The 23,484-nt window shown below is 54.8% G+C and carries 21 protein-coding genes; 10 read left to right on the top strand and 11 right to left on the bottom strand.

Features of this window, described 5'->3' with window-relative positions; genetic code table 11:
- Positions 1–35: 35 nt before the first annotated feature.
- On the bottom strand, positions 36–3,938 hold the full coding sequence (gene hrpA, locus EV102420_RS08235) for an ATP-dependent RNA helicase HrpA (protein WP_042390827.1): 3,903 nt from the start codon (positions 3,936–3,938) through the stop codon (positions 36–38).
- A gap of 202 nt (positions 3,939–4,140) precedes the next feature.
- Here hrpA and azoR point away from each other — a divergent pair, with 202 nt between their 5' ends.
- On the top strand, positions 4,141–4,746 hold the full coding sequence (azoR, locus tag EV102420_RS08230) for an FMN-dependent NADH-azoreductase (RefSeq protein WP_042390825.1): 606 nt from the start codon (positions 4,141–4,143) through the stop codon (positions 4,744–4,746).
- Positions 4,747–5,013: 267 nt separating this feature from the next.
- Complete coding sequence (locus EV102420_RS21240) at positions 5,014–5,166, top strand: Hok/Gef family protein (RefSeq protein WP_072015212.1); 153 nt, start codon at positions 5,014–5,016, stop codon at positions 5,164–5,166.
- Here EV102420_RS21240 and EV102420_RS08225 read toward each other — a convergent pair.
- Positions 5,132–6,400, bottom strand: coding sequence for an MFS transporter (locus EV102420_RS08225; protein WP_306302599.1), 1,269 nt, complete (start codon positions 6,398–6,400; stop codon positions 5,132–5,134). The two genes, EV102420_RS21240 and EV102420_RS08225, sit on opposite strands and share 35 nt — an antisense overlap.
- Before the next feature lie 116 nt (positions 6,401–6,516).
- Between EV102420_RS08225 and EV102420_RS08220 the strand changes: the two genes are divergently transcribed.
- Positions 6,517–7,398: a LysR family transcriptional regulator gene (locus EV102420_RS08220; protein WP_077776507.1), complete on the top strand. Its 882-nt coding sequence runs from the start codon at positions 6,517–6,519 to the stop codon at positions 7,396–7,398.
- 15 nt (positions 7,399–7,413) lie between these two features.
- Here EV102420_RS08220 and EV102420_RS08215 read toward each other — a convergent pair whose 3' ends face one another.
- The 3 genes from EV102420_RS08215 to zinT form a co-directional block, all read right to left on the bottom strand.
- Positions 7,414–7,596 (bottom strand): YnbE family lipoprotein, encoded by a 183-nt coding sequence (locus EV102420_RS08215; protein ID WP_042390821.1) that lies wholly within the window; start codon positions 7,594–7,596, stop codon positions 7,414–7,416.
- Positions 7,596–10,229, bottom strand: a complete 2,634-nt coding sequence (locus EV102420_RS08210) for a YdbH family protein (RefSeq protein WP_042390819.1) — start codon at positions 10,227–10,229, stop codon at positions 7,596–7,598. The genes EV102420_RS08215 and EV102420_RS08210 overlap by 1 nt, the downstream gene beginning before the upstream one ends.
- Positions 10,230–10,318: 89 nt before the next feature.
- Positions 10,319–10,969, bottom strand: coding sequence for a metal-binding protein ZinT (gene zinT, locus EV102420_RS08205; RefSeq protein WP_042390817.1), 651 nt, complete (start codon positions 10,967–10,969; stop codon positions 10,319–10,321).
- Positions 10,970–11,092: 123 nt separating this feature from the next.
- Between zinT and EV102420_RS08200 the strand changes: the two genes are divergently transcribed.
- Entirely contained in the window at positions 11,093–12,082 is a 990-nt protein-coding gene (locus EV102420_RS08200; protein WP_042390815.1) for a 2-hydroxyacid dehydrogenase, read from the top strand.
- A 118-nt stretch (positions 12,083–12,200) separates the two neighbouring features.
- The gene (gene hslJ / locus EV102420_RS08195; protein WP_042390813.1) at positions 12,201–12,623 is read left to right on the top strand and encodes a heat shock protein HslJ; all 423 of its coding nucleotides are present in this window, start codon (positions 12,201–12,203) and stop codon (positions 12,621–12,623) included.
- Here the strand turns inward: hslJ and EV102420_RS08190 are convergent, their stop codons facing one another.
- Positions 12,624–12,890, bottom strand: a complete 267-nt coding sequence (locus EV102420_RS08190; RefSeq protein WP_042390811.1) for a putative hemolysin — start codon at positions 12,888–12,890, stop codon at positions 12,624–12,626.
- A gap of 142 nt (positions 12,891–13,032) precedes the next feature.
- Positions 13,033–13,221 (bottom strand): cold shock small protein YmcF, encoded by a 189-nt coding sequence (ymcF, locus tag EV102420_RS21235; protein ID WP_072015211.1) that lies wholly within the window; start codon positions 13,219–13,221, stop codon positions 13,033–13,035.
- A gap of 452 nt (positions 13,222–13,673) precedes the next feature.
- On the opposite strand from ymcF, the gene nifJ reads away from it, so the two are divergent.
- Positions 13,674–17,198, top strand: a complete 3,525-nt coding sequence (gene nifJ / locus EV102420_RS08185; RefSeq protein ID WP_042390809.1) for a pyruvate:ferredoxin (flavodoxin) oxidoreductase — start codon at positions 13,674–13,676, stop codon at positions 17,196–17,198.
- Positions 17,199–17,275: 77 nt separating this feature from the next.
- Positions 17,276–17,491, top strand: a complete 216-nt coding sequence (locus tag EV102420_RS08180; RefSeq protein WP_042390808.1) for a KTSC domain-containing protein — start codon at positions 17,276–17,278, stop codon at positions 17,489–17,491.
- Between the two features lie 29 nt (positions 17,492–17,520).
- On the opposite strand, the gene EV102420_RS08175 is transcribed toward EV102420_RS08180, so the two are convergent.
- Positions 17,521–17,835 carry a hypothetical protein gene (locus EV102420_RS08175; protein WP_042390807.1) on the bottom strand — a complete coding sequence of 105 codons (315 nt, stop codon included), beginning with the start codon at positions 17,833–17,835 and terminating at the stop codon, positions 17,521–17,523.
- A 331-nt stretch (positions 17,836–18,166) separates the two neighbouring features.
- Between EV102420_RS08175 and EV102420_RS08170 the strand changes: the two genes are divergently transcribed.
- A complete protein-coding gene (locus tag EV102420_RS08170; protein WP_042390803.1) occupies positions 18,167–19,060 on the top strand; it encodes a hypothetical protein in 894 nt (297 codons plus the stop codon).
- Between the two features lie 121 nt (positions 19,061–19,181).
- Here EV102420_RS08170 and EV102420_RS08165 read toward each other — a convergent pair whose 3' ends face one another.
- From EV102420_RS08165 to EV102420_RS08155, 3 genes are all read right to left on the bottom strand, one after another.
- On the bottom strand, positions 19,182–19,601 hold the full coding sequence (locus EV102420_RS08165; protein ID WP_042390801.1) for an ASCH domain-containing protein: 420 nt from the start codon (positions 19,599–19,601) through the stop codon (positions 19,182–19,184).
- A 12-nt stretch (positions 19,602–19,613) separates the two neighbouring features.
- Entirely contained in the window at positions 19,614–19,964 is a 351-nt protein-coding gene (locus EV102420_RS08160) for a cupin domain-containing protein (RefSeq protein WP_042390799.1), read from the bottom strand.
- A 213-nt stretch (positions 19,965–20,177) separates the two neighbouring features.
- Positions 20,178–20,627, bottom strand: coding sequence for an NUDIX hydrolase (locus EV102420_RS08155; protein WP_042390797.1), 450 nt, complete (start codon positions 20,625–20,627; stop codon positions 20,178–20,180).
- 219 nt (positions 20,628–20,846) lie between these two features.
- Between EV102420_RS08155 and EV102420_RS08150 the strand changes: the two genes are divergently transcribed.
- A complete protein-coding gene (locus EV102420_RS08150; RefSeq protein WP_042390795.1) occupies positions 20,847–21,428 on the top strand; it encodes a YrbL family protein in 582 nt (193 codons plus the stop codon).
- 268 nt (positions 21,429–21,696) lie between these two features.
- Complete coding sequence (treF, locus tag EV102420_RS08145) at positions 21,697–23,376, top strand: alpha,alpha-trehalase TreF (RefSeq protein WP_255211662.1); 1,680 nt, start codon at positions 21,697–21,699, stop codon at positions 23,374–23,376.
- Positions 23,377–23,484 lie beyond the last annotated feature (108 nt).

Raw genomic sequence — 23,484 nt, 5'->3', positions numbered from 1 at the left:
TAGGCCCGGTAAGCAAAGCGCTACCGGGCACGCTGTTAGCCGGAAATCTGCTCCATGGCCTGTAAGATACGCTTGTCTGAAATGGGGTACGGGGTACCTAACTGCTGAGCAAAGAAGCTCACCCGCAGCTCCTCGATCATCCAGCGGATCGCCTGCACGTCATCATCGTTGCGGCGGGCAGGCGGCAGCTTGTTCAACCACTGTTGCCACGCCTGCTGTACCTGCTCCACCTTCAGCATCTGAGCGCGATCGCGGTGAGGATCCACCGCCAGCTTCTCCAGCCGTTTTTCGATGGCCTGCAGATAGCGCAGGGTATCGCCCAGGCGGGTAAAACCGTTGCCGGTAACAAAGCCGCGATAGACCAGCCCCGACATCTGCGCTTTTACGTCCGACAGCCCCAGCGCCATGGTCATATCCACGCGCCCTTTCAGACGCTTGTTGATATTGAACACCGCAGTCAGGATCTGCTCTACCTGTTTAGCGATCTCCACCACCGTCTCGTTCAGCTCGGCGCGCACCTTCTCATGCAGCGCCGCGAAGCCCTCTTCCGTCCACACCGGGCCTCCGGCCTCGTGGATCAGCTTATCCACCCCGCAGGCGATACAGTCGTCGATCAGGTCCAGCACTTTGCCGTAGGGGTTAAAGTAGAGCCCCAGCTTGGCTTTGTTGGGCAGCTTCTCGTGCAGATACTTAATCGGTGACGGAATATTCAGCAAAAGCAATCGACGCAGGCCGCGCCACATGGCCTGCTCCTGCTCCAGCGGGTTATCAAACAGCTTGATCGCCACGCTGTCGCGCTCGTCCACCAGCGCTGGCCAGGCCTTCACCTTATAGTTGCCACGCTTCTGCTCATAGCTCTGGGCGAGGGTGCCGAAGCTCCAGATATGCAGCCCGCTCTGCTCGATGCCGTCATCGGCTACCGCCGACAGCGTCTCCTGCACTTTGCCCTTCAGGCTCTCCTTCAGCGCCGTCAGGTCACGCCCCTCTTGCAGCTTGCGGTTTTTATCATCTACCACGCGGAAGCTGATCTTCAGATGGTCAGGCACCTGCTCCCACTGCCACGCGTCGCGATCGACGGTGACGCCGGTCATGCGACGCAGCTCGCGCTCCAGGGCATCCAGCAGCGGCAGCTCAAGCGGCGTGACGCGGCCCAGAAACGCCTCGGCGTAGTTAGGCGCGGGCACAAAGTTACGTCGGATCGGTTTCGGCAGCGACTTGATCAGGGCGATAATTAGCTCCCGACGCAGGCCGGGGATCTGCCACTCAAAGCCGCTCTCCTCTACCTGGTTGAGCAGCGGCAGCGGAATATGCACCGTCACGCCGTCGGCGTCCGCACCCGGTTCAAACTGGTAGCTCAGACGCAGCTTCAGGTTGCCCTGATGCCAGAAGTTGGGATAGTCCAGCTTGCTGACCTGCTCCGCGCCCTCTTTTATCAGCATGCTCTTTTCAAAGTTGAGCAGATCCGGCGTCTCGCGGCTGGCCTTTTTCCACCAGCTGTCAAAGTGGCGGGCAGAAACGGCATCGACGCTAATGCGCTGATCGTAAAACTCAAACAGCGTGTCGTCATCCACCAGAATGTCACGGCGGCGCGACTTATGCTCCAGCTCTTCGATCTCGGTGCGCAGCTTCAGGTTCTCACGGAAGAAAGCGTGCCGGGTCTGCCAGTCGCCCTCCACCAGCGCATGACGGATAAACAGCTCGCGGCTGAGCGCCGGATCGATCTGGCTGTAGTTGACCTTGCGCGCGGCCACCACCGGCAGGCCGTAGACGGTGACCTTCTCCGTTGCCATCACCGCGCCCTGGGCCCGCTCCCAGTGCGGCTCGCTGTACGAGCGCTTAAGCAGATGCTGGGCCACCGGCTCGACCCACTCGGGATCGATACGTGCGGCGATGCGCCCCCACAGGCGGCTGGTCTCGACCAACTCGGCAACCATCGTCCACTTTGGCGGCTTTTTAAACAGCCCAGAGCCGGGGAAGATGGAGAACCGGGCGTTACGCGCGCCGGTAAATTCCTGTTTGTCGGCATCCTTCATGCCGATATGCGACAGCAGGCCGGTGAGCAGCGCGATATGGATCTCGCGGTACTCTGCCGGCTCGCTATTAACTGCAATGCCCAGCTCTTTCACCACCTGGCGCAGCTGGGTATAGATATCCTGCCACTCGCGTACCCGCAGGTAGTTGAGGTAGTCGGTACGGCACAGACGACGGAACTGATTCGACGACAGCGCTTTCTGCTGCTCGCCAAGGTAGTTCCACAGGTTCACAAAGGCGAGGAAGTCAGACTCTTTGTCATGGAAGCGGCGATGTTTTTCATCGGACGCCTGCTGCTTGTCCATCGGCCGCTCGCGCGGATCCTGAATGGAGAGCGCGGAGGTGATGATCATCGCCTCACGCACACAGCCCAGCTTCTGCGCCTCCAGCACCATCCGGGCGAGACGCGGATCCACCGGCAGCTGCGACAGCTGACGCCCCTGAGCGGTGAGCTTGTAGGCGGTCTGGCTCTCATCGGTAGTGATGGCGCCCAGCTCCTCCAGCAGACGCACGCCATCCTGAATGTTGCGTCGGTCCGGCGCTTCCACAAACGGGAACGCCGCAATGTCGCCCAGTCCGAGCGAGGTCATCTGCAAAATCACCGACGCGAGGTTGGTGCGCAGGATCTCCGGGTCGGTAAACTCCGGCCGCGAGAGGAAGTCGTCCTCGGAGTAGAGGCGAATACAGATCCCTTCGGATACGCGACCGCAGCGGCCCTTACGCTGGTTGGCCGATGCCTGAGAAACCGGCTCAATCGGCAGACGCTGCACCTTGGTGCGGTAGCTATAGCGGCTAATACGCGCCGTGCCCGGATCGATCACATACTTAATGCCCGGTACGGTAAGCGAGGTTTCCGCCACGTTGGTGGCCAGCACAATGCGTCGCCCACCGTGAGGCTGGAAGACGCGGTTCTGCTCACTGTTCGACAGGCGCGCATAGAGCGGCAGCACCTCGGTATGGCGCAGATTAAGCTTGTTCAACGCGTCGGCGGTATCGCGAATTTCGCGCTCGCCGCTCATAAAGATCAGGATATCGCCGGGACTTTCGCGTCCCAGCTCGTCTACCGCATCGAAAATTGCCTGGAGCTGATCGCGCTCGGTATCATCCGCCTCTTCGACGATGGGGCGATAGCGCACCTCCACCGGGAACGTACGGCCCGAAACTTCGATAATCGGCGCGTTGTTAAAGTGACGTGAGAAACGCTCTGGATCGATGGTCGCCGAGGTGATGATGATCTTCAGATCCGGGCGCTTTGGCAGCAGCTCTTTAAAGTAGCCCAGCAGAAAATCGATGTTCAGGCTGCGCTCGTGTGCCTCATCGATGATGATGGTGTCGTACTGCATCAGCAGGCGATCCTGCTGGATCTCCGCCAGCAGAATACCGTCGGTCATCAGCTTGACCATGGTGTTCTCGCTAACGTGATCGCTAAAGCGCACCTTATAGCCAATCGCGCCGCCCGGCTCGCTTTTCAGCTCCTCGGCAATACGGTTCGCCACGGTTCGCGCCGCCAGACGTCGCGGCTGGGTATGGCCGATCAGGCCTTTCACGCCCCGCCCCAGCTCCATACAGATTTTTGGCAGCTGGGTGGTTTTACCCGAGCCGGTCTCCCCGGCAACGATCGTCACCTGGTTATCGCGAATTGCCTCCAGAATGTCCTGCTTCTTCTGGCTGACCGGCAGACTCTCCGGATAGCTAATCTCCGGACGCGACGCCGCACGCCGCTCAACGACGGTCGCGGCCTGAGCGATCGCCTGCGCCATCTCTTGCAGGATGGCCTGCTGAGCGTCAGGATTTTTAACCTTCTTCACCCCATGCAGACGCCGGGCGAAGCGCTGCCGATCGCGGAGCATGAGGTTATCGAGGTGATTATGGAGGTCGGCGAAGGACAATTTCTGTTGTTCTGTCATAGTGTTATCGGGCAATAGGCTGCCGGAAGAATCTCGCTTTTACGTTAACTGTAGAGTACCACATCCGTTCTCGCTTTGACTTATTCAAAAAATTCGAATGTGGGCTTCGATATATTGCGCTATTCAAGCTGCTGATTTGTGAATAAAGTGACAAGCAATTATTTGGGGGCGAACCTCATCAAATACAACAAAGGAAACACCCATGAGCAAAGTATTAGTTCTTAAATCCAGTATTCTGGCAGGGTACTCACAGTCTGGTCAGCTGGCTGACTATCTGGTCGATCAGTGGCGTGAGAAAAACGGCGCGGATGAGATCACCGTGCGTGACCTGGCGGCTAACCCCATCCCGGTACTGGACGGTGAGCTGGTTGGCGCACTGCGCCCAAGCGATGCGCCGCTGACCCCGCGTCAGCAGGAAGCGCTGGCCCTCTCCGATGAGCTGATTGCCGAGCTGAAAGCGCATGACGTGATTGTGCTGGCGGCCCCGATGTATAACTTCAACATCCCGACCCAGCTGAAGAACTACTTTGACCTGGTGGCCCGTGCAGGCGTGACCTTCCGCTACACCGAAAACGGTCCGGAAGGCCTGGTGACGGGCAAACGTGCGGTTGTGCTCTCCAGCCGTGGCGGTATCCATAAAGATACCCCGTCCGACCTGATCGCTCCGTACCTGAAGCTGTTCCTGGGCTTCATCGGCATCACCGACGTGAACTTCGTGTTCGCCGAAGGCATTGCCTACGGCCCGGAAGTGGCGACCAAAGCCCAGGCCGACGCGAAAGCGGCTATCGACAGCATCGTTACCGCCTAAGCATGTTCCCCTTCTGCTGCGGCAGAGGGGGGTATTACCCCTTCCCGCCCTGTTTATTCCGAGCCGCGCCGCAAATCCCTTACGCTGTTATACCCACTGTGCCACCCGCCGTTAGAATGCCGTTGGGTGCTTGAGGCTTTTTGTGGCTTCAGGCATGTCGGGAGTCCAGAAAGTTGAAAGCCCCAGGAGATATTTCTATCAACCTGAGGCTAACGACCAAACCCAACAATTTGGATGTTAGCCCCTTCTTTGCATGGAGGCAATAACATGCCGACGAAATATGCCCTTGTGGCAATCATAGTGCTATGCGGTACGGCACTGGGATTTACGCTGATGGTGCGCGGCTCGCTTTGTGAGCTGAGCTTTAAGCAGCGTAGTATGGAGTTTAAAGCTGTTCTCGCTTACGAATCGAAGAAGTAGCTTTCATGCGGGGAGCAATCCCCGCAACTGCCAGATCGGGTTTGACCTCAACGCACCCTTTTTTTTCCCGATATGCCAGCCATGCAGCGATGGCCGAGCAGATCAGCAGCAGCAGGCCGAAGGCAAACGGGCTCCACCAGCCAACGGCGTCAAACAGTACGCCGCCAATGCCCGCTCCCAGGGTAATCGCCAGCTGGATCACCGCCACCATTAGGCCCCCGCCCGCCTCTGCGTTCTCCGGCACGGCGCGGCTCAGCCATAATCCCCATGCTACCGGTGCCGGCGTGGCAATCAGCCCCCAGAGCGCAAGCAGCGTCACCGCTGCCGGAAACGCGCTTCCCAACACAATCAGCAATCCAGCCAGCAGCGCCATCATCAGCGGGATCGATATCAGCCAGGCGTACAGGCGGGTCTGCAGCAGATGCCCAATAGCCCAGGTTCCCACCAGCCCGAACAGTCCTAGCGCCAGCAGCGTCAGCGACAGTTGCGTCACCGAGACCCGAGTGACCTCCTCCAGGAAAGGGCGGAGATAGGTAAAGATCGCAAACTGACCCATAAACAGAAACACGATCCCGGTCATGCCGAGCGCAACCTGCGGAACACGCAGCAGCGCAAAAGGATTCCCGGAGCCAGCCTGTTTTTGAGTGCCCGGCATCGCGGGGATGCTTCGCCACTGCCAGATAAACGCCATCACCGCCAGCGGCACCACGACAAAAAAAGAGCCGCGCCAGCCGATATACTGTCCGAGGAAACTTCCCAGCGGAGCAGCCACCGTCGCCGCCAGCGCGTTGCCGCCGTTAATTAACGCCAGCCCCTTGGCAATTGCGTGGGACGGAACCAGCCGCATTACGGTGGCGGTCGACATAGACCAGAATCCACCGATCGCGACGCCCAGCAGCGCCCGACCGGCCATAAACATCATGCCGTTTACGGCATACGTGACCATCAGACCTGAAAGCGTTAGCAGCAGCGTAAACGCCAGCAGGACTTTTTTGCGGTCAAGGTGGCCGGTGAGCGGCGTATTAAGCAGGCTGGTTATTACGGCAAACAGTCCCGAGACCGAAATCGCCTGCCCCGCCTGGCCCTGGCTCAGGGTGAGATCCTGGGCAATGGGGGTAAGCAGGCTTACCGGCATAAACTCGGAAGCAATCAGGACGACCACGCCCAGAGCCATAGAGAAGATAGCGCCCCACGCGGGCGGCGTGTGAGCATGATTTTGCTGCTGATGGACCATATTCATTTCCTGCGTTGAATGAGATAGCGATCCTAAATCAGCTAGTGTCTTTTAATTAGATAGGGTAATTTTTATGTACTTGTGAATTGTGCTCAGCAATAACGATGGATAATAGGATGAATGACATTCAGGCCTTCCTGGCGGTGGCGAAAGAGAAGAGCTTTACCCGGGCGGCGGCACGCCTTCGCGTCAGCCCGTCGGCCCTAAGCCACACCTTAAAAAATCTTGAAGCGCGTCTGGGTGTAAGGCTGCTGACGCGAACCACCCGTAACGTTGCTCCCACCGAGGCGGGAGAGCGTCTGATGCAGTCGGTAGGCCCGCTGTTTGAGCAGATCAACGCCGAAATTGATAAGATTGGCGAACTGCGGGACAAACCTGCCGGGACGATCAGGATCACCTGCTCCGATGACGCCGCAGAACAACTTCTCCGCCCAGCATTGCCCGCGTTTTTCAAAGCGTATCCCGAGGTTAACGTCGAAATTGCCATCGATTACGGGTTTACCAATATTGTTGAGCAGCGCTTCGATGCCGGGATCCGGCTGGGTGAGTCCATCAGTCAGGATATGATCGCCGTCCGGCTCGGCCCCGACTGGCGTCTCTCGGTGGTTGCCGCCCCGGCCTATTTTGCCGAGCGTCCCGTGCCCGTTCATCCGCAAGAGCTGACCCAGCATCAGTGTATCAATATCCGCCACTCCATCGGCGGGAGCGTGTACGCCTGGGAGTTTGAGAAAGCGGGCCGCAGCATGAGCGTTAAGGTTAACGGCCAGCTAACGGTTAACAGCAATATTCATATTCTTAACGGTGCGCTGGATGGCATAGGCCTGGCCTGCCTGCCCGACTTTATGGCGAAGCCCTATATTGAAAGCGGGCAGCTTCAGGAGGTTTTGGTCGACTGGTGCCCCTACTTTTCCGGATTTCACCTCTACTACCCTAACCGTAGCGACACGTCGCCCGCTTTTGCGGCCTTCGTGAACGCCGTGCGCTATACAGGAAAATAGAGACGTTTGGGCCCGCTACTTCTGCTCTTTCAGCAGGGCCTCTACCTCTTTATCCGCCTTGATGTTGATGTCATGCTCGATCTTCACGTTCATATTGATGGTGATCGGCTCTTTTGGCGCCGCTACCTCGATGCGCGGCGTGCAGCCGTTCAGCATCAACAGAAACAGCAGACCTACAGAGGCATTGAGGGTTCTCATTATTTTTCCTTACATCCCCGATCCGATGAGCAGCCCGGCAGTACCGCATGCTGTTCAAGCCATGTCTCTACGTTGTCGCCGTAGCGCAGGCTGCGCCACAGGGTGAATACGTTTTCTTCATGATGGTAGTTGAGATCCACGGTGTTGCGCTTCCCCTCGACGTAGCTAGTGCCGTGCAGCGTAGCCTGAAGCGTCAGCGCCCCCTGATTGTCGAGGTTGAGCGTAGTCCAGGAACGCGAGATCTCCATATAGCGCAGCCAGTTAATAGCCGCCCCCGCCGCGATATTCTTCTTCGCCAGCGCGTCGGCGGTGTCGTTATCAAGGCGCAGCGTTAGCGCGGCGGGGCTATTAAGCCAGCCGTCCTTAATGAGCCACTTCTCATGCTCCAGCCACAGCGGCAGCGCGCCGTTGATCGGCCCCGAGAGCGCAATCTGCTTCGGATGCAGGGCGGTGATCAGCTCGCTTGAAGAGATATGTTGCAGGCGCAGCAGGGCCGCATCATGCTGGGGCATGCGCAGCTGCTGCATGGTCACTTTACCCCCCAGCAGATCGACGCTGACGTCGCTGAGTAAGAGCGGATTATCCTCGCGCCAGGGATAGGCGCCCTGCAGATCGGCGGTGAAGTTACGGGCGGTAACCTGATTGACGATCTCAGCGATGCGCAGCGACACCGGCCCGCGGGTGCCAAACTGCCAGCCCGCTTCGCTAAAGCGGAAGGGTAAAATAAAATCGACGCCGTTGAATTTATTATCGGGGAGCCAGGCGCTGCCCTGACGGATCGCGCCGTGACCACCGGCTTCAAACCCCTGGCCCGCCGCCGCCGAGAAGGCAATCTGGGCATAGAGCTCGCCCTCGCGCAGATCCATCTTCCAGTCAGGCGGCAGTAACGGTTGAAAAACGCGCAACGGCTGGCGCGGCCACCAGGCCAGGCCGCGCAGGCGCTCGCCGTCCCAGCGTCCGTTAAGCCGCACCGGACCAATCGCTGCCGCATGGAGATCGCCTTTGAACTGGAAGCGGGTCGGATCGCTCCCCTCGACGCTGAACCTAAGTGTGGAGGGAGGCAACGCCCCGCCGCCGTTGAGAGAGGTCTCCTGCGCGTCCAGCGTCAGCGCGCCGCTAAAGTGCGGATGCTGCGGATCCCGTGACCAGCGGATCGGTGCGTCGAGCACCACTCTGGGCTGGCGTATCTGCACGCTGCCATACGCCAGTTTGTCAAAACCGGTAGAGAGATCCGTCAGGATAATCTCGCTGTCGTGCCACTCGCCCCGGCCCCTGACGTCCCAGCGCGCCTGCATCGGAATAAAGTTGCCGTCTCCCCAGTAGGCCCACTGCCATAGCCCGTTGTCCGGCAGAAAATTCTGCGCCCGGCCGTCGAGATGCAGGACAAAATCCCCCAGCTGCGCCTCATGCGCCCGCAGAATTGCCTGGAGTCGGCCGTCCACGCCCTGACGGGTCAGCGTGACGCCCGCCAGCGGCCAGCGAATTTCATCGATATTCAGGGAGTCAATAACTCGCCCACGGGAGCGCAGCAGCGCGCCAGGGGAGAAACGCAGCTGTGGCTCGGCCAGCGAGCCGGTTAGCTGGGCAGGCAGCACCGCGTAGAAAATGAGATCGCCCTGCTTCGCCTCGCCGGTGAGCTGGAGCGGCATGGCGCTCTCTGTAGTGCTCAATCGCCCTGGCCCGAAGCTCAGCACCGCGTTGCCCTTGCCGGCCTGCCCCTGGGTTAACACGTTCAGCCGACCGCTGATCTCTGCTTTCTCTAGTCCCTGCTGCCAGTCTTTGACTTTCAGGGCAACGCGACCGCTCAGCGGGATGCCGTCCTGATAAGGCCACTGCCAGCGGCCATCGCTGATCGTTAGCTGCTGCCGGGTCAGCTGCCACGGCAGATCGAGAAGCGGATCGGGGTTGTCCCGCGCCATGACGATCAGCTGTCCGGCGTTGTCCCGCCACTCCAGCTCGGCATCGACACCTGACGGCACCTGCGGCAAGTTAAGCGTCGCGGTAGCGCGCCCGTCAACCGGCGCACCGGCAGGCATTCGAGGCAAAGTAAACTCGCCCGAGAGCGCGATGGGCGGCTGATTATCAAGCAAGGAGAGCGCCAGCTCGTTGACGGTCAACGCCTGCCCGCGCAGGATGGCATCAAGCGTAAGCCGGTCACCGTGATAGCGCACCTGTTGAACCTGTGGCGTTAACGAGAGTGATAGCGTCCCCTCCCATGCCTGAAAAGGTGACACTGTCACTCTATCAATGTTTACCCATGCGTAAGGCAGCATGGCTTGCCACTCGGCCAGGGTACGCGGCGCGGCGGTCGACGGTTCGGTTTCGGGAAGTTTTTCGAGGCAGGTCTGATTGAGATCAACTGCATCAATCTTCAGCTGCCAGCGGCTGGGATGGGTGATCTCTGCGTTCTGGATCCAGGCCAGCGGGCAATCGCCCACCAGATAACGCAGGTCAGGGATTTGCAGCGCATGGCGGGTCAGGCGCGGGCTGGCCTCCAGCATAATACGGGTGCCGGCTGGCAGCCAGATACCCGCCAGCCCCGGCAGCCACTGGGCGAGCGTAAGCAGCAGCGTCAGCGGCAGCAGTATCAACAGCAGAAGAAGCGCAATAGCGGCTTTGTATTTACCCTTCATGGGCAAGTCAGCGTCCCGGAAAGTCATCCATACTGACGCCATTGTGCCACGTTAACCTGTTGATTACATACTACTGCCGCCTCTTAGTTTTAGTGGTGGAGCATCTCGTCAACCACCTGCTCTTTGCTGAGCTGATACGGATAGTAGGTCGGCCAGTTATCCATCTCCTTCAGCAGCGCCTCCTGAGAGGTGTTGCCCATAAAGATATGGAAGTGCGCTGACTTGCGCGGGGCAATAGTGTGATCGCTGAACTGCACGAACTTCGGCGCGCTGCTGCTGGCATCCTTACACTCAAAAAGATAGCGCACGCCTTTTTTACCCGAGGCGTAGGTGAGGATCTTGTAGCCCGCCGATTCATACTTACAGCTGCTCACCTTGTCGCCGGTATGAAACTCCATTACGCCGTTCTCAATGCCCAGCGTATCGACATCGGTGATATACCCTTTGCGATAGTACGCTTTGATCTCCTCAGCAGTTTTACCCTGCTCTTTCTCAGCCTTCTTTTTGAAAACCGGATCGAGATCGCCGCTGAGCAGATAGGGATAGATGGATTGCCACATACCGTCCCAGTCGCTAAGGTCGCGCGCTTTGACATCTTTGTCATTGAACTCGCCTTCGGCGGCTTTTTGCTCCAGCGCCGTCAGCGGCTTGCCGTGCGCATGGTGGCCATGCGCCAGCGCCTGTCCCCCTATCAACAACGTTCCCAGAGCTACTGCAAATTTTCCAAAACGGTTAGCCAAAATGTCACCCTCAGTCCATGTTAAGAGAAGTGATGTTATATTATTACATAATCAACATCAATTCTTATGTTAAGACCTCACGTAACTGGCTATAATTACTCCTAAATCACTGGAGAAAAGCTTATGAAACTCGCGGTATACAGCACCAAGCAGTACGATAAAAAGTATCTGCAGCAGGTTAACGAGAGCTATCAATACGATCTTGAATTTTTTGACTTTCTGTTAACGGAAAAAACGGCGAAAACCGCCCACGACTGCGACGGAGTATGCATCTTTGTTAACGATGACGGCAGCCGTCCGGTGCTGGAGGAGTTAAAGAAGCACGGGGTCAAATTTATCGCCCTGCGCTGCGCGGGCTTTAATAACGTCGATCTCGATGCGGCAAAAGAGCTGGGGCTGCGCGTGGTTCGCGTTCCGGCCTACTCTCCTGAAGCGGTCGCTGAACACGCCGTCGGCATGATGATGACCCTTAACCGCCGCATCCATCGTGCCTATCAGCGTACCCGCGACGCCAACTTCTCGCTGGAGGGGCTGACCGGCTTCACCATGTACGGTAAAACCGCCGGGGTGATCGGCACGGGGAAAATCGGCATTGCCGCCCTGCGTATTCTCAAAGGCTTTGGTATGCGCCTGCTGGCGTCCGATCCCTACCCGAGCGCGGCCGCGCTGGAGCTGGGCGTCGAGTATGTCGATCTGCCGACGCTGTTTGCCAACGCTGACGTTATCACCCTGCACTGTCCGCTGACGCCGGAAAACTACCATCTTCTCAACCACGACTCTTTCGCGCAGATGAAGGATGGAGTGATGATCATCAACACCAGCCGCGGCGGCCTGGTTGACTCTCAGGCAGCTATTGAAGCGCTGAAGACGCAGAAGATTGGTGCGCTGGGCATGGACGTGTATGAGAACGAGCGCGATCTCTTCTTTGAAGATAAGTCGAACGACGTGATCCAGGATGATGTCTTCCGCCGCCTCTCTGCCTGCCATAACGTGCTGTTCACCGGCCACCAGGCGTTTTTGACCGCCGAAGCGCTAATCAGCATCTCGCAAACCACCCTGGAAAACCTGCGTCAGCTGGAAAGCGGCGATCCTTGCCCTAACGAGCTGGTTTAAGCGTTAATAAAACATGCCTCCCTCCCTTCAGCGGAGGGAGTTTCAGACTATCCCGCAAGACTTCCCTTACCGTACTGATAAAATAGAACTTACCACGGAGGATCTTCAGGGAGTCGTTATGAAAAGAGTGATTGCATTAACTGGGCTGTGTGTTTTGCTGGCAGGCTGCGCGCGGGATGGAAAGGTTTCCGTGACCAGCGAGCAGCTGATCGGCCATCGCTTTGTGCTGGAAAACGTTAACGGCAAAGCGATTACGCCTGGAGAGAATCCGCCCGAGCTGCGCTTCGGTGAGAAAATGGCGATCTCCGGCAGCATGTGCAACCGCTTCTCTGGTCAAGGGAAACTCTCCAGCGGCGAGCTGACGGCGAAAGAGCTGGTGATGACCCGCATGGCCTGTATCGATCCGCAGCGTAACGAACTCGATAGCGTGATTGGCACCGTTCTTAAAGACGGCGCGCAGGTCGATCTTACCGACAGCCAGCTGACGCTGACCACAGCGGACAAGACGCTGATCTATAAGCTGGCTGACGCAGGACAGTAATCAGTAGCTGCCGCAGGTACCTGTGGCAAGAGATTGTTCGCTACAGCGTTTACCGTTAGGCAGTGCACACATGCCCGTGGCGGAGCCATCCAGCTGACGGGCAATGGAGAGCGAACCGCCAATCATCGCGCAGTTAGCTGCACCCGTACTGGACATCGCGGCCTTCAGACCCGGCGCGACGTGCGCCGCCGTGGCCTGCTGTACAGGCTCGCTGCTACATGCCGAAAGTAACCAGACAGCACACCCTACCCATAACGCTGTACGCATTTTTTCTCCCCTCTGAGTTAGCAAAACCTATGCATAATAGGCAGCGTTGCGCCTGACGTCGAGAGGAGGATGCGGGTTTTCTGTCCGGCATAGCGTTTTTTGTACTCTGCGCTATGCCACAGGCCTGGCGGCCTTAGTTACGCTAGGAGCGTAAATCCAGCGCTACGTGGGCAGCGGAGAGCGGGGCTGAAACGTTATTCAGCATAATCATGGAAGACTTACAAAAAATGCATTTTGCGCCGAAGGGATTGGCTTCGCTCACGTCAAAATGTGAAGTTCTGTACTGTGACCCATGACAGTGTGGGCATCGGAAATGAATGTGATTAGTAATAATAATATCCTTTTTTAAATAATTATTTTCAACGAGGGCCGCCGTTCAGGCCTGCCTTAACCCGCTGTTCCCATTAGAAGTATAGCGGTCGTTGTGGTATTTGCAGAAATAGTTACAGAGAAAGATGTAGAGACAGTGACTGGCTGAATAAAATTTTTATCAGCGGGGAAAACATCTACAGGGAAATATCAGAAGATACAAACAGTGAGAAGGTTTCGTGGAGTACAAAGATAGTTTCAGTGCTACATCGTTATAGCCATTAACGCATGATTAACCGCACGATGCAAGGGGTAAAGTAAAATAGTTTCTCAGGGTGACCTTCTGTCAGTGCTACATACGGGAAAATGCAGCGCGCCATTTTGCGATATCTTCACTTTTAGATCAAAAACCGCTCCGGACTGGCTGTCTATACTGGAGTGAGAAGTGAACATTTACGCAATGAGAGCAAACCTATGATCACAGTTGATGGTAATGGCGCGGTCGCCTCGGTGGCGTTCCGAACCAGCGAAGTTATCGCCATATACCCGATTACCCCCAGCTCAACGATGGCCGAGCAGGCAGATGCCTGGGCTGGCAACGGGCTGAAAAACGTGTGGGGCGATACGCCTCGGGTTGTCGAGATGCAGTCCGAGGCCGGGGCGATTGCCGCCGTGCACGGTGCGTTACAGACGGGGGCGCTCTCGACCTCCTTCACCTCGTCGCAGGGCCTGCTGCTGATGATCCCGACCCTCTACAAGCTGGCGGGTCAGCTGACGCCGTTTGTCCTGCACGTGGCGGCCCGCACCGTGGCCACCCACGCGCTCTCTATCTTTGGCGACCACTCCGATGTCATGGCCGTGCGCCAGACCGGCTGCGCCATGCTCTGCGCAGGCAGCGTCCAGGAGGCGCAGGATTTTGCCCTGATCTCCCACGTTGCCACCCTGAAAAGTCGGGTGCCCTTTATTCATTTCTTTGACGGTTTCCGCACCTCCCATGAGATCAACAAAATCGTCCCGCTGGCTGACGAGACGATCCGTAGCCTGCTGCCTGGGGAGGAGATCGCCGCCCATCGCGCTCGTGCCTTAAACCCGGACCACCCGGTGATCCGCGGTACCTCAGCTAACCCGGATACCTACTTCCAGTCTCGCGAGGCGACCAACCCGTGGTACAACGCGGTCTATGAGCACGTTGAACAGGCCATGGATGACTTTGCAGAGGCCACTGGCCGCCGCTATCAGCCGTTTGAGTACTACGGCCATCCGCAGGCGGAACGGGTCATTGTGATTATGGGTTCCGCGATCGGCACCTGCGAAGAGGTGGTTGATGAGCTCCTCACCCGCCATGAGAAAATTGGTGTGCTGAAAGTGCGCCTCTATCGTCCCTTCTCGGCCCAGCATCTGCTGGCAGTGCTGCCCCAGAGCGCGCAGCGCATTGCCGTGCTGGATCGTACCAAAGAGCCAGGCGCGCAGGCGGAGCCGCTCTATCTCGATATCATGACCGCGCTGGCGGAGGCCTTTAACCAAGGCGAGCGCGATACCCTGCCGCGCGTCATCGGCGGACGCTACGGCCTCTCCTCGAAAGAGTTTGGCCCGGAGTGCGTGCTGGCTATCTTCAACGAGCTGCGGGCAGAGAAGCCCAAGCCGCGCTTTACCGTCGGCATCTATGACGACGTGACCAACCTCTCCCTGCCAATGCCGGAGAACACCCAGCCCTCAGCCGCGAAGCTGGAGGCGCTCTTCTATGGTCTGGGCAGCGACGGCAGCGTCTCGGCGACTAAGAACAACATCAAAATTATCGGCAACGCCACGCCCTGGTATGCTCAGGGCTACTTCGTCTACGATTCGAAAAAAGCAGGCGGCCTGACGGTATCTCATCTGCGCGTCAGCGAGCAGCCGATCCGCTCTGCCTATCTGATCTCGCAGGCGGATTTTGTTGGCTGCCACCAGCTGCAGTTTATTGATAAGTACCAGATGGCCGAGCGCCTGAAGCCTGGCGGGATTTTCCTGCTCAACACCCCCTACAGCGTCGACGAGGTGTGGGCGCGGCTGCCGCAGGAGGTGCAGGCGGTACTCAACCAGAAGCAGGCCCGCTTCTATATTATCAACGCGGCGAAGATTGCCCGCGAATGCGGTCTGGCGGCACGCATCAACACCGTCATGCAGATGGCGTTCTTCCATCTGACGCAGATTTTACCCGGCGACACCGCGCTGACCGCATTGCAGGGTGCAATAGCCAAAAGCTACAGCAGCAAAGGCCAGGAGCTGGTCGAGCGCAACTGGCAGGCGCTGGCCCTGGCCCGTGAATCCCTGTTTGAGGTTCCGCTGGAGCAGGTTAACGCCGCCAGCCCGTACCGCCCGCCGGTGGTCAGCGACGCCGCGCCGGACTTTGTGAAAACCGTCACCGCCGCGATGTTGGCCGGGCTGGGCGATGCGCTACCGGTCTCCGCCCTGCCGCCGGACGGCACCTGGCCGCTGGGCACCACCCGCTGGGAAAAACGCAATATTGCCGAAGCGATCCCTATCTGGAAGCCGGAGATCTGCACCCAGTGCAACCACTGCGTAGCCGCCTGCCCGCACTCGGCGATCCGCGCCAAAGTGGTCGCCCCAGAGGCGCTGGAAAACGCCCCGGCCTCCTTACAGTCGCTGGACGTTAAATCCCGCGACATGCGCGGCCAAAAATACGTTCTTCAGGTTGCGCCGGAGGACTGCACCGGCTGTAACCTCTGCGTCGAGGTGTGCCCGGCCAAAGATCGCCAGAACCCGGAGATCAAGGCCATCAATATGATGTCGCGCCTTGAGCATGTGGAGGAGGAAAAAGTTAACTACGACGCCTTCCTCGACCTGCCTGAGATTGACCGCAGCACGCTGGAGCGTATCGACATTCGCACCTCGCAGTTGCTTACCCCGCTGTTTGAGTACTCCGGGGCCTGCTCCGGCTGCGGCGAAACGCCGTACATTAAGCTGCTGACTCAGCTCTACGGTGACCGGATGCTGATCGCCAACGCCACCGGCTGCTCCTCGATCTACGGTGGTAACCTGCCCTCTACCCCCTACACCACCGATGCTAACGGTCGCGGTCCAGCATGGGCTAACTCGCTGTTTGAGGACAACGCCGAGTTTGGGCTGGGCTTCCGCCTTACCGTTGATCAGCACCGTCAGCGCGTGATGCGCCTGCTGGAGACCTTCTCCGAGGCGATCCCGGCCGAGCTTAACGCGGCGCTGCACGCGGAGGCGACGCCGGAGGTGCGTCGGGAACAGGTTGCCGCTCTGCGCCAGCACCTGAGCGGCGTGGCGGAAGCCGAAGAGCTGCTAACGGATGCCGACGCGCTGGTGGAGAAATCCATCTGGCTGATCGGCGGCGACGGCTGGGCCTATGACATTGGTTTTGGCGGACTGGATCACGTCCTGAGCCTGACGGAGAACGTCAACATTCTGGTGCTGGATACCCAGTGCTACTCCAACACCGGCGGTCAGGCCTCGAAGGCAACGCCGCTGGGGGCAGTAACCAAGTTTGGCGAGCACGGCAAGCGTAAGGCGCGTAAGGATCTGGGCGTCAGCATGATGATGTACGGTCATGTCTACGTGGCGCAGATCTCGCTTGGCGCGCAGCTTAACCAGACGGTGAAAGCGATTCAGGAGGCGGAAGCCTATCCGGGGCCGTCGTTGATTATTGCCTACAGCCCCTGCGAAGAGCATGGCTACGATCTGGCCCTCAGCCACGATCAGATGCGCCAGCTGACGGCAACCGGCTTCTGGCCGCTCTACCGTTTCGATCCGCGTCGTGCCGACGAGGGCAAGCTGCCGCTGGCGCTGGACTCCCGCCCGCCTTCAGATGCACTGGCCGATACGCTGCTTAAAGAGCAGCGCTTCCGTCGCCTCAATGCCCAGCAGCCGGAGGTGGCAGAGCAGCTATGGAAGGATGCCACCGCCGATCTGCAAAAACGCTACGACTTCCTGGCCCAGCTGGCAGGTAAAGCAGAGAAGAACGCAGCGGAGTAACACCCTGTTTTTGCCCGGCATTGCCGGGCAAAACGTGTAATACTCTCTCCTGTACCAGCCTGCCCAGGAGTTCTGCCATGCGCCATCAACCCGTCGCCTCATCCCGCATCGCCTCCGTAGGCTATGATGAAGCCTCCTGCACGCTGGAGATTTTATTCCACGACCGAAGCTGCTATCAGTACCACGGCGTACCGCTACGTATATTCACCGTGTTTTTGACCGTGGTATCGAAAGGCCGCTTTTATGATGGCGTCGTAAAGGGAAAATATCCGGAAAGAAAGGTGTTTCGATAAGCCTGGCCGATGTTCTGGCTTGGTCACTATTACTCAATAGTTATCGTAACGACATTGCTTGATGCCGCGTTGTCGGCGTTATCAACCATGTAGTACGATACCGTGTGCTGACCGATTGCTGCCAGCTCATCTGGAATGAGGAACATCATAGGAAAATCCTCATTAACATTAGTAACAACGTTTGCCGCCTGGCGCATACCTCCCCACACCAAGCAGATAAGATCGCTCTGCCGAGCATTCACATAGGCAGGAATAGAGACCGCTACGCCACCCACCAGCGCAATATCTGCAGATTGAATCACGTTATCCGTTGCCTGGGGTAGGATCAGATCGGGAAGTGCCATAATATTCTCCTTGGTTACTCGGTTAAAAAATCACCGACAGGATAGGCTTATGGGCGTCTTAGACTGAGCAGTTAAGAGTCAGTCCGGCGTTAAAAAAGCTGTTTCAGCGGAACCAGGCAAGCGCGGCGCGTGAGCGTTAAAATGATTGAGATACTTACGTTAAGGCGAGTAAATTCAGTCGCTGGATGTCTGCTTTGTGCCAGAAGCAGACATCCATAGGAGAAATAAGCGATTAGTTCTTAAATTCATTGTAATTTTTTTGTATTCGCAAAGGAATTTATGTTGGTTGTATAATTACCTAATATTCATACAGTTGAATGGGAGATGTGGGATGAAGTTCTCGTACAGACATGGTTTTGATCCTGAGTATAATAAAAAGCCGATACGGGAAGATGCTCCAGAGTGGCTTCGCTCTTTATTTTTTGTAACTGTCCTTGATAATTTTTTGTACATTGATGGTGATAGCCGCATTGCGAATGATGAAAACAAGCCGCTGGGTATTAAGGCTTTGATCGAGCGACTTTGCGCAGAGAATGGTCAAGAAACAGATCATGAGGATTTCGATTCATGGTACTGCCATGATGCTTTGAAAGTGCGTTTGCAACATATGCGTTGGTTTCAATTTTACGATGCTGTTGAGATCATCGGAGATCTATTAAGAAAAAGAGATGTTGAGAGAGGCCATACTTGGGGTAAGAAGGTATCAGAAGACATTACTTTTCCATCATATCGTCAGAAATTGAACGAGTTATTCGCATCTCGAAATATTGACTGGAAAATGAATTCTGCTGGTAGGTTAGAAACACCACTACCAAATGAACTAGAACAAAAAGTCGATGAAACTAACAACATATTGCAAGACCAGTTTGAACCTGCAAGGAGGCATTATGTGAAAGCCCGTGCTTTTGCATTAGGTGCGCATAAGGATCCAGAAAATTCCATAAAAGAATCAATAAGTGCAATAGAAAGCATGTGTCGGACTTATTATCCGTCAGCCTCAACCTTGGGCGAGGTATTGAAACTGATGAGAAAAGAAAACATTATCTCACCTATGCTATTAACTGTAATAGAAAAATTTTACGCTTATACAAATGCAGAGCCAGCAGTAAGACATGGTAGCAACAAGGTTTCTTCCGTCTTGGAATACGATGCTGAATTCGTGTTGCATATATCAGCAGCATTTATTAGAACAATAATACAAAGAAAAGCTGTTTTGGATAACTAAGCCAGACTTACAGCCAACTGACCGTCTTTTATTATTAAAAACATAATAATGTTAGGTCCGCTCTTCGCTCATAGCGGACCTTGTCCCTTACGCATGTCTGCTTTGTGCCAGAAGCGGTCGTTTACACAACCTCGATAAGCGCAAACTCTTCAAAGATAAGTTCCATCTCCTCAGAATACGTGCCTTCACGCTCAAAATAACGTTTATGGCCCTCCTTCCAGTACGCCAGACTTAAATCCCCTTCTCCTTCTTTGCTGGCAAGCTCGCTCGTCACGTCGCAAAAGCGGATGAGCTGCATCCTGACAGTTTGGATCACACACATCGGCTGTCCGGCACCGTCAAGAATGATGTTGTAACTTCCAACGCAGGGCGCTTCGCCTCGTTCATACTCACGTTGAAAAGAGGCTCTCGAACAGCATGTTGCTGTTTTAATCCCACTCAGAACCAGTTGAACGAGTTCATCAGCAAGTTCCGAGCTATCGCCAAAATGCCATGCAAGCGCACCAGGGTAAGTGCTTCTTAACGCTTCGACCTTTGTCATTGTCAGCCTCTGTTAATTTGAGCTGGAGGCAAGATCGGACCGATCGCCTCGCGTTGTCGGATGAGAGATAACGATAAATTCTACGGGTTGCTGGCTGTCGTTTCTGGCCTGATGCTTTGCCTCCGGCGGGATTTCAAGCCCCTGCTGAGCCGTGATTCCATGTTTAACGCCCTCCAGTTCCATCGTCAGCGTGCCCTCAAGAACATAAAAAAACTGTCGGGAAACGGAGTGAAAGTGCCGCTTTTCGTGTGTGCCTGGCGGCATTTTTTCATGAATAATCAGCATGTCCTGCCGGTTTACCAGATACCACCCGTCGCAATCATCACCCCAGAGATAATGTTCAGCATTGTCTTTTGAAATCATCGTTTTTTCCTGCGTAAGAGCTTCTTATTTGTGGTCCTTTAGATACAGGTAAACTAACGCGATATAGCCTGGGAGCACTACCACCATATTTAGAGTTGACTGCACGGGTTGAGAGGCCTTGTCAGGAGAGGAACGAGGCAAGCAGAAGCGGATAGTAATGTACTAGCGGTTTTACCTATCCGGCATCAGGCGTCTTATAGTTTATTCAAAAGGTTAGTCCAGAGCTCTGCAGAGTATGTCGATAATTAAATCGTGGGGAAAAATAGTTTGATTAGTATCTCTAAGCTCTTCTAATGTCCACCAGTGATAATTTTGAATGACGCTCTTTTCATTATCACTCCATCCCGAGCAGTCGATATCTGTTTTTTCCGTATGGATTATAAAGAAACGCTCTTCGGCAAGAACTGTCTCCCCATCAGGCAGCTGCATGGGGAAGGTTCGGGATGCCGCCGTCGCTCCAGCCGAATCTCTTTTTAACCCGGTCTCTTCCTGCAACTCCCGTAGTGCGGCCTGTTCAAAGGATTCGTTCAATTCAAGCCCACCGCCGGGCGTCGCCCAGTATGACATGCCGCTTAAGGCGTCATTTTTATGAGAAAAATTAAACAGTAACACATCATTTTCAGGTGAAAGAATGATTAACCGGGATGCTGGGCGAGTACGCATAACGTTTCCTTCTGATACAGCTTAAAACTGATTTCCGTCTCGCTATTTAAACATACCTTCGTTCAAATCTCACCGAAGTGATTGCTTATTGAGCAAATGTGAAGTTCGTATATCAATTGTTGATATTAGGGAATGTATTGTTTTGTAAACGTATAGAAATTGTCGACACATGATCGTTAGGCATTTCCATTTCCCCAAGGGTAAGAGTCAAAAACTATCATGAAGCATGGCCTTGTATTGACCGATGAAGATTTACTGGCAAAAGGTAACGATCGCTACGTCTTCCAGCATCCACACGATAGTCAGCTGCTGATTAAAGTGGTTATTCCCGGTATTGCAAAATACAAAAGTAAACTGCGTGAAATCTATCGGGATGTCAAAGAGTGCAAGCCGAAAACCTCAACGGACTCGCTCTATATTCAAAAGATTGAAGGCCTTGTGGAGACCAACAGAGGCGTAGGGCAAGTCATTGTGAAAGAGTGCGATGAGCATAGCGCTATCGCGTCAACGCTTTATCAGCTTGCGCTAAACAAAGAGCTTGACGCCAATAAACTTCAAAAGCTGAACGTTTTTTTTGACTGGTTTGTCACGACCAGCGTCATCATTAACTCCCTGCATTGTAAAAACATCGTTTACGCCTGGGACAGCGCACGGCAGGAGTATCGTTTCAAGGTCATTGATGGTTTCGGTGACAAAACGCTTTTTCAACTCAGCAAGCTGTCAGGGGTTATTCGCGATAAAAATAAGCTTAAATGCCTTAAGCGAATGCTCAGAGATTTGAACAGGCTGCAACAGGCCTAATGCTCCGCATCAGGAGTCCTGCACGCCATCGGTCAGTGACCGGTGGCGTGACGAGAGCCCTCACACTCTATCTGCAATGCCTGCCATAACCCTTGCTCACGTTTTTTTTCAGCTTATCCAGAACACCCCTGCCAAAACAGAGTGCACCGTCATTTTAACCTATTGAAATTATTAATTTAATTATAAAAAATCCAGGGCTTACCTCCTCCCTTGCGACCTCAATAAGAACGTTCCAATTTTGCCTTTTAAATGCTAGAGTTTAGACAAAATGATGACAGGTTTTTATTCTATCGTCTTATTACATGATATATGTTGGAAAAAGGCTTATATGATTACTGTAAACACGGATACAAAAGTAAGATACAGCAAAACCATACAGCAGTTTTTAAATGATAACCACAGAGAGAACTGGTTGACTTTATATTATCACTTCTCTGCCCTGGACTATCTAAACCCCGTCATGACCCCGGCCGATCTGTATCAGGAGTTATTTCACGCAGTACAACTGGGTAGAGTGTTCCCAGATGGTAAAACATTTGCTGACTGCACGGCAAAAATAGCACCCCAGCTTATTTTAGAGCAATATCGGGAGAAATCATCCCTTCCTGATTTTAACCTGGCATTGTTCGTTCATGAAAACTTTTACATTCCCTATGTGAACGAAAGCAACTATGTTTCAGAGAGCCCGAAGTCCTTACAAAAACATATTGAAGATCTCTGGCCCATACTCACCAAGGTTTCGGTAAAAAATGAGTACTCCTCACTGCTGGACCTCCCCTACCCGTACATCGTGCCAGGGGGTCGTTTTGGTGAGACTTTCTACTGGGATTCGTACTTCGCTATGCTTGGATTCGTTGATAGCGGTCGCCCTGACTTATTGAAAGATATGACCGATAACTTTGCATGGCTAATAGATCAGTACGGACATATTCCCAATGGGAACAGAACGTATTTTCTTAGCCGCTCTCACCCGCCTGTTTTTTCGCTGATGCTGGAGCTGATAGAGGAAAAGGGGCTCGCCAATGCTGATGACTACATTGAGCAGCTGCTAAGAGAGTACAGTTTTTGGATGGAAGGCAGTAACAAAATAGTGCCCGGCCAGGCTCTGCGGCATGTTGTCGCTCTGGATGATGGTTCGATACTTAATCGCTATTGGGATGAGAGGGACAGCCCACGGGATGAGTCATGGGCCGAAGATATTGAAACGGCTAACCTCAGCGGGCGTGAACACAGACAGGTTTATCGTGATCTACGATCTGGTGCAGCTTCAGGCTGGGATTTTTCATCGCGCTGGCTGGATGAAAGTAACAAACTCAGTAGCATACGAACCACCGCATTTATCCCCATAGATTTAAATGCGTTTCTGTTCAATCTCGAAAGAAAAATTTCTGACATTTTATTGAGAACGGGGAAAACCAATCAGTCAAAAGAGTTTAGATCGCTCTATCTCAGACGTAAAAAAGCCATCAACAAGCATCTGTGGGATAACGCCTCCGGGGTATATCGTGATTATGACTGGGAGAATAAATGTTTTGGCGCATTCTCAGCGGCTTCTCTGACGCCCTTTTACGTTAAAATGAGTTCAGAAAAAAAAGCATACTCCTCAGCGCAGGCTGTAAGAGACCTTCTGCTCACCCCGGGAGGAGTTCTTAGTACCACTTTAGATACCGGAGAGCAATGGGATAAACCCAATGCCTGGGCCCCTCTACAGTGGATGGCAGTGATTGGCTTTGAAAATTATGGCGAGAAAGATCTGGCCCGCGAAATAGCGACTAACTGGATACACACGGTTGACCAGTTTTATCAAAAACACCACAAACTGGTTGAAAAATATGACATAACGAATAAAGAAAGCCTTCCTGGCGGAGGGGGTGAATATCCTTTACAGGATGGTTTCGCCTGGACTAATGGCGTTACCTATCAGCTCTTAATGAGATACAGCAATTAAATAGCACAGCGCGTTAGCCTGCCGCTTTTAACCAGGTTTACGTTAAGAAACAAGAAATATAGTGTGATCTCGCTCGATAATTGGAACGTTCCTACTTACGCAAAAAAT

Origin of the sequence: Pseudescherichia vulneris NBRC 102420 (genome assembly GCF_000759795.1) — a bacterium.
GTDB classification, from domain to species: Bacteria; Pseudomonadota; Gammaproteobacteria; order Enterobacterales; family Enterobacteriaceae; genus Pseudescherichia; species Pseudescherichia vulneris.
This window is presented reverse-complemented; position numbering and strand designations above follow the sequence as displayed.

Coding starts and splice junctions, on each gene's coding strand:
- hrpA (WP_042390827.1), bottom strand. CDS start 3,938: ATGACAGAACAACAGAAATTGTCCTTCGCCGACCTCCATAATCACCTC.
- azoR (WP_042390825.1), top strand. CDS start 4,141: ATGAGCAAAGTATTAGTTCTTAAATCCAGTATTCTGGCAGGGTACTCA.
- EV102420_RS21240 (WP_072015212.1), top strand. CDS start 5,014: ATGCCGACGAAATATGCCCTTGTGGCAATCATAGTGCTATGCGGTACG.
- EV102420_RS08225 (WP_306302599.1), bottom strand. CDS start 6,400: ATGGTCCATCAGCAGCAAAATCATGCTCACACGCCGCCCGCGTGGGGC.
- EV102420_RS08220 (WP_077776507.1), top strand. CDS start 6,517: ATGAATGACATTCAGGCCTTCCTGGCGGTGGCGAAAGAGAAGAGCTTT.
- EV102420_RS08215 (WP_042390821.1), bottom strand. CDS start 7,596: ATGAGAACCCTCAATGCCTCTGTAGGTCTGCTGTTTCTGTTGATGCTG.
- EV102420_RS08210 (WP_042390819.1), bottom strand. CDS start 10,229: ATGAAGGGTAAATACAAAGCCGCTATTGCGCTTCTTCTGCTGTTGATA.
- EV102420_RS08200 (WP_042390815.1), top strand. CDS start 11,093: ATGAAACTCGCGGTATACAGCACCAAGCAGTACGATAAAAAGTATCTG.
- hslJ (WP_042390813.1), top strand. CDS start 12,201: ATGAAAAGAGTGATTGCATTAACTGGGCTGTGTGTTTTGCTGGCAGGC.
- EV102420_RS08190 (WP_042390811.1), bottom strand. CDS start 12,890: ATGCGTACAGCGTTATGGGTAGGGTGTGCTGTCTGGTTACTTTCGGCA.
- nifJ (WP_042390809.1), top strand. CDS start 13,674: ATGATCACAGTTGATGGTAATGGCGCGGTCGCCTCGGTGGCGTTCCGA.
- EV102420_RS08180 (WP_042390808.1), top strand. CDS start 17,276: ATGCGCCATCAACCCGTCGCCTCATCCCGCATCGCCTCCGTAGGCTAT.
- EV102420_RS08175 (WP_042390807.1), bottom strand. CDS start 17,835: ATGGCACTTCCCGATCTGATCCTACCCCAGGCAACGGATAACGTGATT.
- EV102420_RS08170 (WP_042390803.1), top strand. CDS start 18,167: ATGAAGTTCTCGTACAGACATGGTTTTGATCCTGAGTATAATAAAAAG.
- EV102420_RS08165 (WP_042390801.1), bottom strand. CDS start 19,601: ATGACAAAGGTCGAAGCGTTAAGAAGCACTTACCCTGGTGCGCTTGCA.
- EV102420_RS08160 (WP_042390799.1), bottom strand. CDS start 19,964: ATGATTTCAAAAGACAATGCTGAACATTATCTCTGGGGTGATGATTGC.
- EV102420_RS08155 (WP_042390797.1), bottom strand. CDS start 20,627: ATGCGTACTCGCCCAGCATCCCGGTTAATCATTCTTTCACCTGAAAAT.
- EV102420_RS08150 (WP_042390795.1), top strand. CDS start 20,847: ATGAAGCATGGCCTTGTATTGACCGATGAAGATTTACTGGCAAAAGGT.
- treF (WP_255211662.1), top strand. CDS start 21,697: ATGATGACAGGTTTTTATTCTATCGTCTTATTACATGATATATGTTGG.